At 34.3% G+C, this 13,035-nt stretch carries 24 protein-coding genes; 14 read left to right on the top strand and 10 right to left on the bottom strand.

What is annotated here, in order from left to right; genetic code table 11:
* Nucleotides 1-15: 15 nt before the first annotated feature.
* Genes J3U18_RS09755 through J3U18_RS09745 form a run of 3 tightly spaced genes read right to left on the bottom strand, consistent with a single transcriptional unit; the run spans nucleotide 16 to nucleotide 869 of the window.
* Entirely contained in the window at nucleotides 16-261 is a 246-nt protein-coding gene (locus J3U18_RS09755; RefSeq protein WP_267353859.1) for a hypothetical protein, read from the bottom strand.
* A 19-nt stretch (nucleotides 262-280) separates the two neighbouring features.
* Nucleotides 281-655: a hypothetical protein gene (locus J3U18_RS09750; protein WP_267353857.1), complete on the bottom strand. Its 375-nt coding sequence runs from the start codon at nucleotides 653-655 to the stop codon at nucleotides 281-283.
* Between the two features lie 49 nt (nucleotides 656-704).
* Nucleotides 705-869, bottom strand: coding sequence for a hypothetical protein (locus J3U18_RS09745; protein WP_267348169.1), 165 nt, complete (start codon nucleotides 867-869; stop codon nucleotides 705-707).
* A gap of 135 nt (nucleotides 870-1,004) precedes the next feature.
* On the opposite strand from J3U18_RS09745, the gene J3U18_RS09740 reads away from it, so the two are divergent.
* Nucleotides 1,005-1,340, top strand: coding sequence for a hypothetical protein (locus J3U18_RS09740; protein WP_267353855.1), 336 nt, complete (start codon nucleotides 1,005-1,007; stop codon nucleotides 1,338-1,340).
* A gap of 48 nt (nucleotides 1,341-1,388) precedes the next feature.
* Here the strand turns inward: J3U18_RS09740 and J3U18_RS09735 are convergent, their stop codons facing one another.
* The 6 genes from J3U18_RS09735 to J3U18_RS09710 all read right to left on the bottom strand — a co-directional run bounded on the left by J3U18_RS09735 (nucleotide 1,389) and on the right by J3U18_RS09710 (nucleotide 5,468).
* On the bottom strand, nucleotides 1,389-1,787 hold the full coding sequence (locus J3U18_RS09735; RefSeq protein WP_267353854.1) for a single-stranded DNA-binding protein: 399 nt from the start codon (nucleotides 1,785-1,787) through the stop codon (nucleotides 1,389-1,391).
* A complete protein-coding gene (locus J3U18_RS09730; protein ID WP_267353852.1) occupies nucleotides 1,777-2,415 on the bottom strand; it encodes a lambda exonuclease family protein in 639 nt (212 codons plus the stop codon). The genes J3U18_RS09735 and J3U18_RS09730 overlap by 11 nt, the downstream gene beginning before the upstream one ends.
* Complete coding sequence (gene bet / locus J3U18_RS11850; protein ID WP_324169795.1) at nucleotides 2,396-3,142, bottom strand: phage recombination protein Bet; 747 nt, start codon at nucleotides 3,140-3,142, stop codon at nucleotides 2,396-2,398. Before bet ends, J3U18_RS09730 begins: the two co-directional genes overlap by 20 nt.
* Before the next feature lies 1 nt (nucleotide 3,143).
* Nucleotides 3,144-3,428, bottom strand: coding sequence for a hypothetical protein (locus tag J3U18_RS09720; RefSeq protein ID WP_267353850.1), 285 nt, complete (start codon nucleotides 3,426-3,428; stop codon nucleotides 3,144-3,146).
* A gap of 712 nt (nucleotides 3,429-4,140) precedes the next feature.
* On the bottom strand, nucleotides 4,141-4,416 hold the full coding sequence (locus J3U18_RS09715) for a hypothetical protein (protein ID WP_267353848.1): 276 nt from the start codon (nucleotides 4,414-4,416) through the stop codon (nucleotides 4,141-4,143).
* Between the two features lie 419 nt (nucleotides 4,417-4,835).
* A complete protein-coding gene (locus J3U18_RS09710) occupies nucleotides 4,836-5,468 on the bottom strand; it encodes an XRE family transcriptional regulator (protein WP_267353846.1) in 633 nt (210 codons plus the stop codon).
* Between the two features lie 130 nt (nucleotides 5,469-5,598).
* Here J3U18_RS09710 and J3U18_RS09705 point away from each other — a divergent pair, with 130 nt between their 5' ends.
* The 12 genes from J3U18_RS09705 (at nucleotide 5,599) to J3U18_RS09650 (ending at nucleotide 11,460) form a co-directional block, all read left to right on the top strand.
* Entirely contained in the window at nucleotides 5,599-5,835 is a 237-nt protein-coding gene (locus J3U18_RS09705) for a transcriptional regulator (protein ID WP_267353845.1), read from the top strand.
* Between the two features lie 55 nt (nucleotides 5,836-5,890).
* Nucleotides 5,891-6,349, top strand: a complete 459-nt coding sequence (locus tag J3U18_RS09700) for a YmfL family putative regulatory protein (protein ID WP_267353843.1) — start codon at nucleotides 5,891-5,893, stop codon at nucleotides 6,347-6,349.
* Nucleotides 6,350-6,506: 157 nt separating this feature from the next.
* A complete protein-coding gene (locus J3U18_RS09695) occupies nucleotides 6,507-7,652 on the top strand; it encodes a hypothetical protein (RefSeq protein WP_267353841.1) in 1,146 nt (381 codons plus the stop codon).
* On the top strand, nucleotides 7,652-8,998 hold the full coding sequence (locus J3U18_RS09690) for a replicative DNA helicase (RefSeq protein ID WP_267353839.1): 1,347 nt from the start codon (nucleotides 7,652-7,654) through the stop codon (nucleotides 8,996-8,998). The genes J3U18_RS09695 and J3U18_RS09690 overlap by 1 nt, the downstream gene beginning before the upstream one ends.
* Before the next feature lie 25 nt (nucleotides 8,999-9,023).
* Entirely contained in the window at nucleotides 9,024-9,182 is a 159-nt protein-coding gene (locus J3U18_RS09685) for a hypothetical protein (RefSeq protein WP_267353837.1), read from the top strand.
* Nucleotides 9,167-9,349, top strand: a complete 183-nt coding sequence (locus J3U18_RS09680) for a hypothetical protein (RefSeq protein ID WP_267338467.1) — start codon at nucleotides 9,167-9,169, stop codon at nucleotides 9,347-9,349. Before J3U18_RS09685 ends, J3U18_RS09680 begins: the two co-directional genes overlap by 16 nt.
* A gap of 2 nt (nucleotides 9,350-9,351) precedes the next feature.
* Nucleotides 9,352-9,795 carry a recombination protein NinB gene (locus J3U18_RS09675; protein WP_267353836.1) on the top strand — a complete coding sequence of 148 codons (444 nt, stop codon included), beginning with the start codon at nucleotides 9,352-9,354 and terminating at the stop codon, nucleotides 9,793-9,795.
* Entirely contained in the window at nucleotides 9,795-9,929 is a 135-nt protein-coding gene (locus J3U18_RS09670; protein WP_267353835.1) for a hypothetical protein, read from the top strand. Before J3U18_RS09675 ends, J3U18_RS09670 begins: the two co-directional genes overlap by 1 nt.
* Complete coding sequence (locus tag J3U18_RS09665; RefSeq protein WP_267353833.1) at nucleotides 9,913-10,200, top strand: DUF1364 domain-containing protein; 288 nt, start codon at nucleotides 9,913-9,915, stop codon at nucleotides 10,198-10,200. Before J3U18_RS09670 ends, J3U18_RS09665 begins: the two co-directional genes overlap by 17 nt.
* Nucleotides 10,197-10,550 carry a RusA family crossover junction endodeoxyribonuclease gene (locus J3U18_RS09660; RefSeq protein ID WP_267353831.1) on the top strand — a complete coding sequence of 118 codons (354 nt, stop codon included), beginning with the start codon at nucleotides 10,197-10,199 and terminating at the stop codon, nucleotides 10,548-10,550. Before J3U18_RS09665 ends, J3U18_RS09660 begins: the two co-directional genes overlap by 4 nt.
* Nucleotides 10,550-10,903 (top strand): antiterminator Q family protein, encoded by a 354-nt coding sequence (locus tag J3U18_RS09655; protein ID WP_267353829.1) that lies wholly within the window; start codon nucleotides 10,550-10,552, stop codon nucleotides 10,901-10,903. The genes J3U18_RS09660 and J3U18_RS09655 overlap by 1 nt, the downstream gene beginning before the upstream one ends.
* A 59-nt stretch (nucleotides 10,904-10,962) precedes the next feature.
* Nucleotides 10,963-11,460: a hypothetical protein gene (locus J3U18_RS09650; protein ID WP_267353827.1), complete on the top strand. Its 498-nt coding sequence runs from the start codon at nucleotides 10,963-10,965 to the stop codon at nucleotides 11,458-11,460.
* A gap of 234 nt (nucleotides 11,461-11,694) precedes the next feature.
* Here the strand turns inward: J3U18_RS09650 and J3U18_RS09645 are convergent, their stop codons facing one another.
* On the bottom strand, nucleotides 11,695-11,874 hold the full coding sequence (locus tag J3U18_RS09645; RefSeq protein WP_267348114.1) for a ribbon-helix-helix protein, CopG family: 180 nt from the start codon (nucleotides 11,872-11,874) through the stop codon (nucleotides 11,695-11,697).
* Between the two features lie 283 nt (nucleotides 11,875-12,157).
* Between J3U18_RS09645 and J3U18_RS09640 the strand changes: the two genes are divergently transcribed.
* Nucleotides 12,158-13,000 (top strand): endonuclease, encoded by an 843-nt coding sequence (locus tag J3U18_RS09640; RefSeq protein ID WP_267353826.1) that lies wholly within the window; start codon nucleotides 12,158-12,160, stop codon nucleotides 12,998-13,000.
* Nucleotides 13,001-13,035 lie beyond the last annotated feature (35 nt).

Here is a 13,035-nt window from a genome sequence, read left to right as displayed (position 1 = left end):
CCATCCCTATATTGATCAATTATCGTTAAATTCCTTTTCAGTCATATAACCAAGATAATTAACTGAAGTTATAATCATACTTTCAACATCATCAACATCTTTCTTTAATAATTCCCAAATACAATTAAAGGTTGTTTGTGTTACATTTATATTATTTTTTGATATGGTTTTACACCCATACCCATCTTTACCATTTGTGCATTGAAATTTATATGCAAATAAGAAATAGTGTTGCTTGCGTTGTTTAAATTTCTTTTTCATTTAAACCGTACCCCTACTTTCACCTGTCCCCGACATTATTTGACGAGGTTTCATTGATCACCTCTACGAGCGTATCATCGCTGATAGCATTTACACTAAATGCTAATGATTTGTTGATGTTGATTATGATGTTTTCATTTGTCGTTTGATTGTGTGCTATAATATATTTATCATCATAGAATTGTCGCAAAAACCTTGTTCCTACCTGATTTTTAATTTCAGCAAACCTTATGAATTTAAGATTTTTTAGTTTTTCATTAATGTCCTTGACGTTAACCCATTCGTCCTGTTTTGAAAACACTAACGACTGATTAACCATGCTCCTCATTGGCAAAATTTCTTTTTCAATAAATTCAGCAATCATTTCTCGCTGTTCTTTAGTGTAGTTAGTCATGTTTGGTCCTTAATTTGCTGTATCTCTTAATCTCTTTCACTTAATCACCTCATGCATACCATTTATCGATAGAGTCAAATATTGTTCTTATTTCAGGGTCTAGTTGTGCTAGAAAGTTAATTATTAAATCATCAGCTTCACCGTGGCATATTTCCTCGTCAGCATTAGAGTTTGCTATACGGATTAATTCTGCTTTTAGTTCATCAATAGTCATAATCATTTCCTTTAGATAATAGTAATCGCACACTAAATAATCAGCGTAAGAATATTTTTTGTGTATCACAAATCTTGAAATATATAATTTTGTTTATATATAAATGTTATATTGCATATAGGAGAGGTGAAGTTCATGTCATTTAAAATTGAAAGTGCCTTTAATGATGAAGCTATTTCAGAACATGGTAATTATGATGAAAATGAATATTGGTTTTCATTGAAAGATATACCAACAAAAATTACAATTACTTTATCAAAGAGTAAACAGTCTGGTTACGATTTTAAATTAAGCCACTATATTAAAACACCAGTACAAATAGGCGCATATCGTCCATCAAATCCATGGGGTGATGATAAGGCTTATGCTTTACATAGAGCAATTCAAACTATTGCGCTAGATTATAATATAGCGGTTAAAAATGGGCATAAACCGTCAATAGAATGGTTAGTTCTGAACCCTAATAGATAAAGAATAGTTATTAAAGAAGATAATATAGAGTTTATTTTATTCCTTATCTCAGAAAGGAATATCGTCCTCTATAAAATCTTCAGACTGAGTTTGTGTCGGCTGTTTAACTGGATTAGGTCGTTGCTGTTGTTGATTGTTACCTTTTCGTTGCAATTGAACTTGATTTACTATAATTGTGGGGCTTAACCGTTTAACTCCGTCTTTTTCCCACTCTTCAGTAACATATTCACCGCTAACAGTTATTAGATCGCCTTTTTTTATATAAGGTTGTAACCCTTCGGCCGTCTTCCCAAATATGCGACAAGTAAGCCAACTTGTTTTCTCGTGTTCACCGTATCCTTGTGTTACGGCTATACTGAAACTCGCTATATATTTGCCGTTCTGCGTTACACGCAACTCACAATCTTTCCCTACATTGCCAGATACGTTAATACTATTAATTGCCATTTTCTTGCTCCAGTTGTTTAATTTGGTCATCAAGTTCTTGCAGAAATTTAATAACTTCTATTTCGATTTCTTGAGCTAAATTTTTGTCATAATAAATTCGAACACATTTGTAACTTAAATTGTCGGGTAATCTATCGTCATAACTCACAAAATCACACCATTTTCGACCCGTACACATCATTTGCCATTGCATTTGTAATATGTATTCTCGTTTTGGTTTTAGTGATTGCATGAATTCTATGTGTGTCCATGTATTAGGGCATTTGATTTCAATTAAGCCATCATCATTTGCCAATCCATCAGGACTTGCACCAGCATTTTTGATTGTAGGGTGGGGGATAAACCCCACTTCTTTTACAGTTACATCAAATTGATTAAGGATATACATTTCTCTTGCAACTGGTTCTAATTCTGTACCTCGTTGCATGGCTGCATTAGTGTATGATGTGGTAGGCGTTTCAGTTAATCGTTCGCAAATTAGTTGAGCCATATAATTTTGACGAGAAGCTGAATAACCGCTTTTAGTTTTCGCCATTACGTCATTAATACGACTAGCAGTAACTTTTCCTTGTCTCGCCTTAAACCATTCATCACTGCGTTGTTCGATTTCATTTAAAAGAGTTGTCATCTTGATTCACCTCTTTAAATTCTGCTTCAATTGGACATAATGCTTTGATTCGCTCTTTTTCATCATTACCAATAATTTTTCTATCTTCTTGGCTAAGCGACATCCAATAAGTACCAAATGATTCTAGCCCTTTTTTAGCTTCATCTTCACATGACTTAATTAATTCAGGACGTCTATCATCCGACTGTTTTCCCATATTTACTTCAGTGGCTGAACCTTCAATAATTCGTTCTGCTTCATCCTGGTCGTAAATTCCTGCAAAACCAAAAGCAAGCCTTGCACATTGAATCATTGCTTTATGCCTTAGCATACGCTTTGGATGAGATTTCCATGGTTGAGCGCTATCTCTTTTACATTCGCTCATCCATTCGGTCACTGAGATAGGGTGGCTCCTGTCTTTTCGATAAATTTTGCATGTACATTTTTCATCATCTTGGTCAAAGTCCATGCCGTCAAATTGTGGGTTTTGATTAATAATTCTTGCCCATCCATCAACACCAACAATTGGCACTATACCGTTACGTGAATCAGGGAATGCATAAATTTCTTTAGTCCAAGGATTTAATGAATATTGATTAGCTACAATTAAAAGGGCGGTTAATTGGTCGTCGTTAGCATTGCTTTTAAATGCGGTATTTTTTAGTACATCAAGAAGCCCTTCGGGGCTTCCTAGCTCTAATTTTTTGGATAATGTTAAAGTTAATTCTGTTAGTTTATTTCCGCTCATTCTAAAATCTCCATTTATTGAATTTTTCTTTATATTCGGTTTTTGCCTGCGAATAACAGATATCAACGATAAATTGGTTATAAATATCATCATCAATACTTTTACTTTCCAGTTTGATTTTGAGTAGTTCGATGATTTGCCAGTCATTGTCGTTACTAAAGTTTTTAATTAGTTCTTCGGCTCGGCTTTCAATCCATTCTTCCTTGGCATCTTGCATTTCAATATTGTTTAACATATTGCAGTAAGCGCTTTCGTAACCATTTTCGACCAATTTATGTAACTGCATAACTCACCTCGTAGCAATCTGTAGCATCCAGTAGAACAAGCAAAATAATCCACCTAAAATCACAAAGTATGTGCAAAAGAGGGCAAACTTTATTTCGCTGTCTGTTAACTCATAATCCTTGTGAAATCTATCTTTGATTTTCACATTAACAAAATCTTTATTAGTCATAATCACCTCAAAAAAAGCCCTCACGTAGAGGGCAATAGGATGTAGCATTGCGCCGTCTTTCCGAGCTGTCAGTATTCGTAAGAATTCTCGTAAAAGTGCTTAGGAATATGCCTGAGTAATACTGCAACACGCTCAAGCTCCATCAATTCTTTTCAAACTATATATCTCTCACAGAAAGGCATTTAGTTTGATTGTTTACCGCCTGTATTGAGTTACCGCCACAGTCCCGACGCATGGTTTAAAGTCGCGCCGTTCGACTATCTAATCAAAACCGCTGTACTTTCATATGCCTCAGCTAGCTACTTGAATCTCGTTAACCAGTTAAATAACTCGTAGTCTTGTTTAACATTGTTGTTAAGTTGATTTGTTTTGATGCATCTAAGTATAGTATATTTATACTTAATGTAAACAAATAATATACAAAAGTATAAAATAAATATACCGATTGCTTATTTTTTGCACAGATAGAGTGGGGAAAGATTTGTTCCTGCGGGTTTTAGGCATGAAAAAAGCCCCGTTTGGGGCTTTGTTTTATCTTAAAGAATTAAGCTGCCTTAGCTAGACTCATTGCAAATTTGTACCCATCATTATATGCAGTAAATGCATCCTTATGTCGGACACTACCTGCTTGACTGTATGGGATGCTATCTAAAACAGAATCATCCATTGCTTTAGGTATTCCATTTACTGCATGAAAATAGCCTAATTCAAATGCACAACCTGCACATTTATGTCTGCTAAAAGTTCCTTGATAATCTGGTAAAGATGAAAAATGAACATCATAACGGTGCGCCTTTCGGCATATAGGTGAATAACCCATAATAATACTCCTATAAAGGATAAGCATTAAATAGGGCTTTACTTAAAAAGAAAACGAATATAGAATAGTAATCGAGATCTCACAATAAAGCCCTAAATGCTTTATTTTTTTATATTTGCCCGATACGCCAATATCGGGCTTCCCTATATATAGTAGTAAAAAAAACTGCTTACCACTAAATATTGATCGAATTATACTCAGTAAATTAATTTATTTCAATAAAATGATCCACTTAGAGTGCATTTAATTAAAATTAAACCCCATATTCTCATTTTGAGTGAATTAATATTAAATGAAATAGAACCTCTTAAAATTTGGTTGGTGAATGATTAGAGGTATGTAAAAAAACACAGCTATTATTTATAAGCTGTTTTTAAGTGCAAAAAAACCGCCGAAGCGGTTGAGTGGTTGATTAGATGTTATAGTCCTGCATTACCGCCAGTCCAAACAACTCGACCAATTATTTTATCATTTTCAAGAGCAAACATATTCGGATATCTATTTTTATCTGCATTATCGCTAATATAAATCCAGTCGCCATTTTTATCTCTAGAAATCCGTTTCATAATAAGCCCATTAAGATCTCTCATTATTAGATAGACTTTATTTTCAACTGGTATTTTTTGGCTTGTATCTATTAAAACGGCTTGCCCATCTTGTAAAGTAGGGTACATACTTAATCCTTTTGCATATATTACATAACAATACATAGGATCAATCCCCATTTCTTTTAACCATTCTTTACTAAAAGACAGACCACCTTTTAATTCAAAATAGTCACTAAAATCACCTTTTCCGCATTCTGCTGTTACTGTTAATTCATTTATTATCACTGCCGTATCTTCCGTGGGGCTTTTAGGTTCATTGGTAGGTAGTGTTACATCACAAATATGACATATTTTCACCATAACATTAAAGCTAGGTGAGGTTCTGCCATTTTCAAAAGCGGATATGTTCCCTTTTGTCATTGATAACTTTTCAGCTAATTGCTCTTGTGTTAATCCGGCTCGTAGCCTTGAGGATTTAACCCAGTCAGAAATATTAATATCCATAATTGGCTCCTTAATTTACAGTTAATTGTAAAGTAAATTTATACTTCATGGGTATAAAATTGCTTTACAATAATGTATACTGTATTTATACTTTATAGGTGTAAGTTTAGTAAACGTATACGAGGTGCTCATGAAAAATGAATCAATACAGAAAGCTATTGATTTTTTTGGGGGTTCACAAGTAGAACTCGCAAAAGCTTTAAATGTTTCAAAATCTCAAGTTTGGCAATGGTTAAACAACATAAATTCAGTCTCATTAGAAAAAATAATCATGTTAGAGGAAAAAACTAATGGATTTATTCGATGTGAAGATTTGCGTCCAGATATTAATTGGTGTGTTTTACGCAGCAAAAAACGCATCGCTTAATATCAACTATAAAGAATTAAGTTAAACAAAGTAACCCAACGGAAAAGGTAAAAAGATGGGAAGCCAAAGAGAACTTGTAATTGAAGTGATTAAGTATATTAAGGGTGGTCAAGCTGTTGCTGCTTCTTACTTGGGAATTTCTCTTTCTGTTTTTAAAGATCGTCTTTATGAAAACAAAGGAACTCGATTTTTTACTTGTGATGAACTTTTAGCATTACAAGAGTTAAGTGAAACAACATTAGTTGCAGATTATTTTGCAAGAAATGCAAATTGCGTTGTTGTTCCAAAAGTTGATATTGAAGCAGGTAAGTATGATCTATTCACAATGAGCATGAATATAAGCTCAGAACGAGGAAAGTTAGAAGAATTTATTCAGAAAGCAACTGATGATGGCGAGATCGACGAAAAAGAAGAAAAAACAATTAATGAGTTACTAGACAACTTAGTGAAGGCAAGAATTGCGTTTGTGCAACAAGTTATTGCTACACATAAAAAAGCCACTAACGGCAATTAGTGGCGTGTGATCACTGAATAGGAGTAAATCACATGGAAAGCATATCAAGATATGAATTTTTAAGCAAGACAGAACTTAACGAAATCGTCAAATACGGTTTTACAAAAAAAGGATTTATTAAATTTAAAAAGGCGTATTTGAAAGCTAAGGAGGGTTTATGTCCACAGCAAAAGTAATTAGTTTCTATCACGCTAAACAAGGCGTAAACATGGATAATTTAAAAAAGGGCTATATTGCATTAACTCGAAGCATAAAGCGTGCAGAATGGGCTAAGGACGCAGTAAAACGGACTCTGTGGGAAAATCTATTAATTGATGCTAGCTACAAAAGCAGAGTTGTAAATTTTAAAGGTGTTGACTGGAATTTATCTCGCGGACAACTAGTTACAACTAGGGAAATTTTAGCTAGTCAAATCGAAATTGGAGGGAAACCAGTTAGCGCGTTAATCATACGCAGAGCCTTAGAGTTTTTTGAAAAACAAGGCATGATTTCCAAGTATGGCAACCGTTTAGGCACTATTATAACTATCACAAATTATGATGCTTATCAGTCGTGTTTTTTTGACCAATCAAATGACCAAAAGAATGACCAACCAAATGACCAATGCAAAGTTAATAATAGTAAAGCTTTAAACGATGTTAATGACCAACCTTATGACCAATCAAATGACCAAAAGAATGACCAACAGAACAATAAAGTATTAGAACAAGAAAGTAATAATAAAAATAATACCCCTATATCCCCTAAAGGGGAAAAATCGAGTGCTGAAAATTTAGCGAAAGAACTTTTGGCATATTACAACCAATCACGTAATGCACGTTGTCAAGATTACAGTCCGTTCTTGAAAGTTTTGGATAAATACAATCTGGATGAAATCAAGCTTGTTATTGATTGGTTTGATGCTATGGGTAAAGCAAAAGCTAAGCCACAAAACATCTGCCGTATAACTTACTTTGATGGTTATTTATCAGATGCAATTAAGCGACAGGAATCGTTACAAACTTATCAAAATGTTATTGATACATTCAATGAAATTTGCGGTGAAAAATTGGGATGCGTTGATGAAATAACACCTAAGCGTATTGAAAAAATCGATTCTATCGTCAAAGTGGTTTCTAAACGCAATAGTGATTTCTTGCAAGCGATCCGATCCTACTTTGAAATTTTGATGGAAACTTCGTCTGACCTTGATATTTGCAATCCTAAAACCAATTGGGCTATGAATTTTGACAATGTTATGACAGTTGAAAAATTAGATAACACGCGTTCGAAATATATGAAATTACAAGGGGGTTGCCAGTAATGAATAATCAGCAATTAGAAGGTGCGGTTATTGGAGGGCTTTTACTAAATGGAGCTAATCAGAATTCCTTTGATGTTTTAAATATGCTTTGTGATGAGGTTTTTTCTATTGGATTGTATCGAACACTTTACCAGGAAATAAAACAGCACGCTTTATCTAAAAACTTAATAGATCCGTTGATTATCAGTGAAAAATTATCTGGTAACGATTCGGCTAACATGTTTGAAACCATGAAGATGTGCCATAGTGCCGCTAATGTTAAAGGCTATGCTCGGATGTTGGTAGAAAAGTATCAAACCAACAGAATAAGCTATCTTGTTAAGCAAGCCAGTAACGATATAGCTCAAGCAAATAACTTTGAAAACACTAAAGTGATTATAAGAGATCTGATTAAACAAGTTAATGATTTGTCTACAGAGGTTGATGATGTAGAGCCAATTCACATTAACGATGTGCTGTTAAATATGTTTGATACGCTTGAAAACAGAATGAATGGCAAAGAAAAAATAATCAATCTTGGCTTACCTGATTTAGATAAAAAAATAGGCGGGCTGGAGCCTAGCGATTTTGTCATTATTGCAGGTAGACCTTCAATGGGGAAAACTGAGTTTGCATTAGAAGCGATTAAGCAAATGGCTATGAAAGGACAGGGGGTTTTAGTTTTCTCTCTTGAAATGTCTGCCAATCAGTTAGCACAACGGCAAGTTGCATCATCAACAAATTTAGCTACAAGTAAATTCAGAAGCCCCGAAGAACTAGACGATAGCGAATGGGGTAAAATCAGTATGGGTATTAGTCAATTAACTAATTTACCAATTTGGATGGTTGATATTTCAGATTTAACAATTGAAAAAATTCGCAATATTGCAAGACGACACAAGAGAAAACATCCAGAACTAACTGCTATTTTTATTGATTACTTAGGGTTAATTAAACCTCCTAAAGCTGAAAGATTTGATATTTCCATTGGCATTATTTCTCGTGAACTTAAATCAATGGCAAAAGAGCTTAGAACCCCTGTTTTTGCATTGAGTCAATTGTCACGAAAAGTTGAAGAAAGACCAAATAAACGACCAATGAATAGCGATTTACGCAATTCGGGTGAAATTGAACAAGATGCAGATATTACATTGTTTCTTTATCGTGACGAATATTACAACAAAGAAAATTCTAATCAAAAAGGGATAGCTGAAATCATTATTGGTAAGGCTCGAAATGGTGAAGTAGGCACTGTATATATGAGTTTTATTAATGGGCATTTTCATAATACGGATCAAGCGATAGCTCATCAATTAGCGACGGCAAAGACAGATACAAAAAATGCAAGACATAAAGTGCCGTTCTAATTTATGCCCACAAGGACGTTATCACATGCTAGACAAAATAGCATATGACTATGTTACAGCGCTGAGGAAACGAGGGGCAAACGTAGCAAAAATTAAATATGAACTAGCCGAACAAGTTAAAAAATATTCGGAAGAAGAGAAGGCAAAATTAAGGGAGTTGATACAAAAATGGCTTATAAAATAACAGCAGAAATTAAAAAAGGGTGGCAAAGTTGGGGATCAATTGTGTTAAAACGTGATTCTAAGATAACTGAAAAATCATTAATTAAAACGCTATCTACGGTTCAAACACCATTCGGTAAGTCTAAAGTTGATGTGCAGGTGCGTAATTTTGCGTGTGAGAGGGTTTAGAGATGATTAAAGAAATTCGATTAACTCATGAAGTCGCACGTAACACAGCTATAAATTTTATTAATCAATTACCAGTTGATAGCGAACATCCGTTAAGAATAGTGATTGATGAAGAAAAGCGAACATTAGCACAAAATCGAATGATGTGGGCTGTTTTAAACGATATTGCAAAACAAATTGAATGGAACGGAGAAAAACTGACAGCAGAAGAATGGAAACATTTAATCACAGCCAATTTACATGGTCAGAAATGTGTAAAAGGGATTCAAGGAGGATTGGTCTTTATGGGGCTATCAACTCGTAAAATGAACAAAAAAGAATTTGCTGATGTGGTTATCTGTGCTGAGCAATTTGGAGCCGAAAATGGTGTTAGATTTAGTGCAGATGCGCTGGAGGCAATACGACTAGCTGAGCAATACAAAGACCAGTTATCAAAGGTGGCATGATGAACAACACATTAAAAACAATTGATGAATGTATAGAAGAAGCCGAGCAACTATTGGCATGGCTATATGAACAACGTAGAGAATACATAAATCAGCATAATTTAAATAAGGCTAACGATGAGCAAACTAACTAAGGAAGCAAAAGGGCGAGAATGCCAAGTGCGCTTACCGTGCTGTAATCATAATCCTGAAACTACCGTATTAGCGCATTATCGTTTAGCTGGTACGTGCGGTGTAGGTATGAAACCTAACGATTTACAAGGCGCATGGGCGTGTTCAAGTTGCCATGATGAAATAGACCGTAGAACACGAATATTTGAAAATGAATTTGTCAGATTAGCACATGCAGAGGGAGTTATGAAAACACAAAACATTTTAATAAAAGATGGAAAAATAAGGCTGTGATTCATTTGATTTTACCATATCCGCCAACCGTAAATCATTATTGGGGAACGGTGGGAAAACGAAGATATATTAAAGCCGACGGCATTAAATTTCGAAACGCAGTTATAGCTATTGTTTTACAGAATAAAGCTAATAAAAAGTTAGCTGATAGGGTAATGATAAATATTAAGGCATACATGCCAGATAAAAGAAAACGAGACCTAGACAATATAAATAAAGCCATTTTTGATGCGTTAATTCATAGCAATGTCATCTTAGATGATGAACAAATCGATGTACTGCATAGCGAAAGAAAAGAAGTTGTCAAAGGCGGAAGGATTGAGTTGTCTATAAGTAAATTGGGGGTGTAATGAGAGAAACCAAAGACATTTTAACTGCATGGAAAAATACCCGTGTTCTTAAGCGAATGGGTACAGAATATCCGTCAAAATCCGCAGGTATTGAAGGTGCGCCCCGTGATTTTGATTATCGTCAATACTTAACGGAAGATGAGGCCCTGATAGTTGATAATGCGGTACTTAGACTTAAAGCTGATAATGTTGAGCATTGGTCTATTTTAACTGCTTTTTATCTTCGAGGAATCTCTTGTAGTAAACAAGCGCGAATACTGGGTAAGCAAACAACAGAAATAACTAAAACATTACTTGCCGCAGAATGCTTTATTAGAGGTCATATTATTGAATTGTTTCCAAAAGTGGCATAGTTGATTTAGTAGATGAAATTTCATACCATTTACCAAAATTCAATTATTAAGGATATGGTATGAAAAAAATATTGTTTTGTTTATTGTATTTCCCTTTTCTAGTGAGCGCAAATTCCAATTTAACTGAAAGTGATATATCTACATATTTAACTGACATATGCAAGTCAACCCCTTATTATTTCACAAAAAAAATGAATGGATTAATTATGAAGGATAATAGTGAAAGTTCTATCGGGAAAGTTTCACGTGCGGATATAGACAGATACAAATTAATAGAAAAATATAAAAACCTCAGCGATGACTCATTTAAGAGTTACTCAACACTGATTGATATGACTGGTGAAATTAATTTCAATAATACTCGCTCTGAAACCAGAATTGCGGGGATTTGTTCAGTTTTAATAGCTCAAGATGATATAATGGACGTAGATGCTAGCTATATAATGGTGCATGGTGATGGTGGTTCAAAATTACCTGATGTAATCATGAAAACCGTATTAAATAAAAATGTAAATGAACTCAAACCGTTATTAGAGAAAATAAAAAATCTTGACTAGTATATTTATGCAGAGGAGGTGCTCAATAAATTAATATTAGTTGACTTTATTTGTTAACTTGTTCATCGCTGCATAAGTGGTTTAGAAAATAAAACACTTGACTGTTTAAACGTTTAAACGGATAATATGCCTAAGATGCGGTTCAGAACGCATAAAATATAAGCTCAATAAATAGTTGGGCTTTTTTTATTATTAATAATTAAATTTAAAAGCCTCAATGAAGAGGCTTTTTTACTAAAGTGATTTTTTGTACATTAAGATCGCTTCTTCAATGATCTTACTTTGTGATTTTTCAGTCTTGGCACTTAATTCTATTATTAAGTCGATAATCTCAATAGGCAATTTGTATCCTTTTGATTTTACGCCGCGTTTTTCATCACTTTTCTTTTGAATTACAGCTCTTGATAATGCCATATAATCACCTTGATTTCTAATACTATAGTTGTTATATTTAAGGTCATCGGCGAGGCTTTCGCCCCGCCTTTGATTGGTTAATAAACTGAGAAGCTCAAGCTTATTAAAACCAAGAGAAGTAAGATCTGGTACATCTTGTTTCTCCCTTAAGCCCCCATCGAAAGCTGGGGGTTTGCTTTATCAACTCCCTGTTGATGTTTATAATTATAGTCGCACCTACTTTTAAAGTCAACATTATTTATTAAAAAAGTTAGGTATTTTTTACTGTTATTTGGTGTTTGAAATGGATTTCATAAAAAAAGTAGTTCTGGTTTCTCTGTTTATTTTATTTGCATCATCAACCGCATATGCAAAAAATTGCAAAAAAGGCATCCCCTGTGGTAATTCATGTATTTCAGCCACTAAGACTTGTCGAATAGGTACATACTCAGCAGCTCCAACATCGAAACCAAAAACAACCCCAATAACACCAACAGCTACACAAGTTGCGATTAGTAAGCAAAACTTTAATACGGCAAAAACAAAACTGGTTCAGTTATATAAATCAAATCCCGAGCAAACAACTTTTTATTGTGGTTGTGAGTTTACATATACAGGTAAAAAGGGGGTAGTTGATTTCAGTCAATGCGGATATGAGCCAAGAAAAAATGAAAACAGAGCATCTCGCGTCGAATGGGAGCATGTAATGCCTGCTGAAAATTTTGGGCGACATCTGCAATGCTGGCGAAACGGTGGGCGAAAAGAGTGTAAAAAGGATATTGTCTTTAACGAGATGGAGGGCGACTTACATAATCTGCAGCCATCTATAGGTGAAGTTAACGGCGATAGGTCAAATTTCAGATATTCACAGTTTACCAATACATTTACTCAATACGGACAATGCAAAAGCGCTGTAGATTTTCAAACTCGTAAATTTCAGCCGAGAGAAGAAATTCGTGGTGTTATAGCTCGCACATATTTCTACATGTCAGATAGATACAATATTAATTTATCTGATTCAGAACATAAACTAATGACAGCGTGGAATAAAGAATATCCGCCTGAAAGTTGGGAATGCGAACGTAACCGACAAATCAAACAAATTCAGGGTAATGATAATAAATTCGTTACTCAACAATGTAATTAAGCCGACTTTCGTCGGTTTTTTTATGCCTATTTTAC

The sequence above is a fragment of the Gilliamella sp. B3482 genome, assembly GCF_026536805.1.
GTDB lineage: Bacteria > Pseudomonadota > Gammaproteobacteria > Enterobacterales > Orbaceae > Gilliamella > Gilliamella apicola_E.
The sequence above is the reverse complement of the archived record's forward strand: the minus strand, read 5'-3'. Positions and strand labels throughout refer to the sequence as shown.

Bases quoted from the DNA above. Each gene is read 5' to 3' on its own strand.
- J3U18_RS09670 (WP_267353835.1), top strand. From the start codon at position 9,795: ATGAACAACACATTAAAAACAATTGATGAATGTATAGAAGAAGCCGAG.
- J3U18_RS09650 (WP_267353827.1), top strand. From the start codon at position 10,963: ATGAAAAAAATATTGTTTTGTTTATTGTATTTCCCTTTTCTAGTGAGC.
- J3U18_RS09655 (WP_267353829.1), top strand. From the start codon at position 10,550: ATGAGAGAAACCAAAGACATTTTAACTGCATGGAAAAATACCCGTGTT.
- J3U18_RS09720 (WP_267353850.1), bottom strand. From the start codon at position 3,428: ATGCAGTTACATAAATTGGTCGAAAATGGTTACGAAAGCGCTTACTGC.
- J3U18_RS09695 (WP_267353841.1), top strand. From the start codon at position 6,507: ATGTCCACAGCAAAAGTAATTAGTTTCTATCACGCTAAACAAGGCGTA.
- J3U18_RS09680 (WP_267338467.1), top strand. From the start codon at position 9,167: ATGGCTTATAAAATAACAGCAGAAATTAAAAAAGGGTGGCAAAGTTGG.
- J3U18_RS09745 (WP_267348169.1), bottom strand. From the start codon at position 869: ATGACTATTGATGAACTAAAAGCAGAATTAATCCGTATAGCAAACTCT.
- J3U18_RS09640 (WP_267353826.1), top strand. From the start codon at position 12,158: ATGGATTTCATAAAAAAAGTAGTTCTGGTTTCTCTGTTTATTTTATTT.
- J3U18_RS09675 (WP_267353836.1), top strand. From the start codon at position 9,352: ATGATTAAAGAAATTCGATTAACTCATGAAGTCGCACGTAACACAGCT.
- bet (WP_324169795.1), bottom strand. From the start codon at position 3,142: ATGAGCGGAAATAAACTAACAGAATTAACTTTAACATTATCCAAAAAA.
- J3U18_RS09735 (WP_267353854.1), bottom strand. From the start codon at position 1,787: ATGGCAATTAATAGTATTAACGTATCTGGCAATGTAGGGAAAGATTGT.
- J3U18_RS09730 (WP_267353852.1), bottom strand. From the start codon at position 2,415: ATGACAACTCTTTTAAATGAAATCGAACAACGCAGTGATGAATGGTTT.
- J3U18_RS09740 (WP_267353855.1), top strand. From the start codon at position 1,005: ATGTCATTTAAAATTGAAAGTGCCTTTAATGATGAAGCTATTTCAGAA.
- J3U18_RS09690 (WP_267353839.1), top strand. From the start codon at position 7,652: ATGAATAATCAGCAATTAGAAGGTGCGGTTATTGGAGGGCTTTTACTA.
- J3U18_RS09705 (WP_267353845.1), top strand. From the start codon at position 5,599: ATGAAAAATGAATCAATACAGAAAGCTATTGATTTTTTTGGGGGTTCA.
- J3U18_RS09700 (WP_267353843.1), top strand. From the start codon at position 5,891: ATGGGAAGCCAAAGAGAACTTGTAATTGAAGTGATTAAGTATATTAAG.
- J3U18_RS09665 (WP_267353833.1), top strand. From the start codon at position 9,913: ATGAGCAAACTAACTAAGGAAGCAAAAGGGCGAGAATGCCAAGTGCGC.
- J3U18_RS09755 (WP_267353859.1), bottom strand. From the start codon at position 261: ATGAAAAAGAAATTTAAACAACGCAAGCAACACTATTTCTTATTTGCA.
- J3U18_RS09710 (WP_267353846.1), bottom strand. From the start codon at position 5,468: ATGGATATTAATATTTCTGACTGGGTTAAATCCTCAAGGCTACGAGCC.
- J3U18_RS09685 (WP_267353837.1), top strand. From the start codon at position 9,024: ATGCTAGACAAAATAGCATATGACTATGTTACAGCGCTGAGGAAACGA.
- J3U18_RS09750 (WP_267353857.1), bottom strand. From the start codon at position 655: ATGACTAACTACACTAAAGAACAGCGAGAAATGATTGCTGAATTTATT.
- J3U18_RS09715 (WP_267353848.1), bottom strand. From the start codon at position 4,416: ATGGGTTATTCACCTATATGCCGAAAGGCGCACCGTTATGATGTTCAT.
- J3U18_RS09645 (WP_267348114.1), bottom strand. From the start codon at position 11,874: ATGGCATTATCAAGAGCTGTAATTCAAAAGAAAAGTGATGAAAAACGC.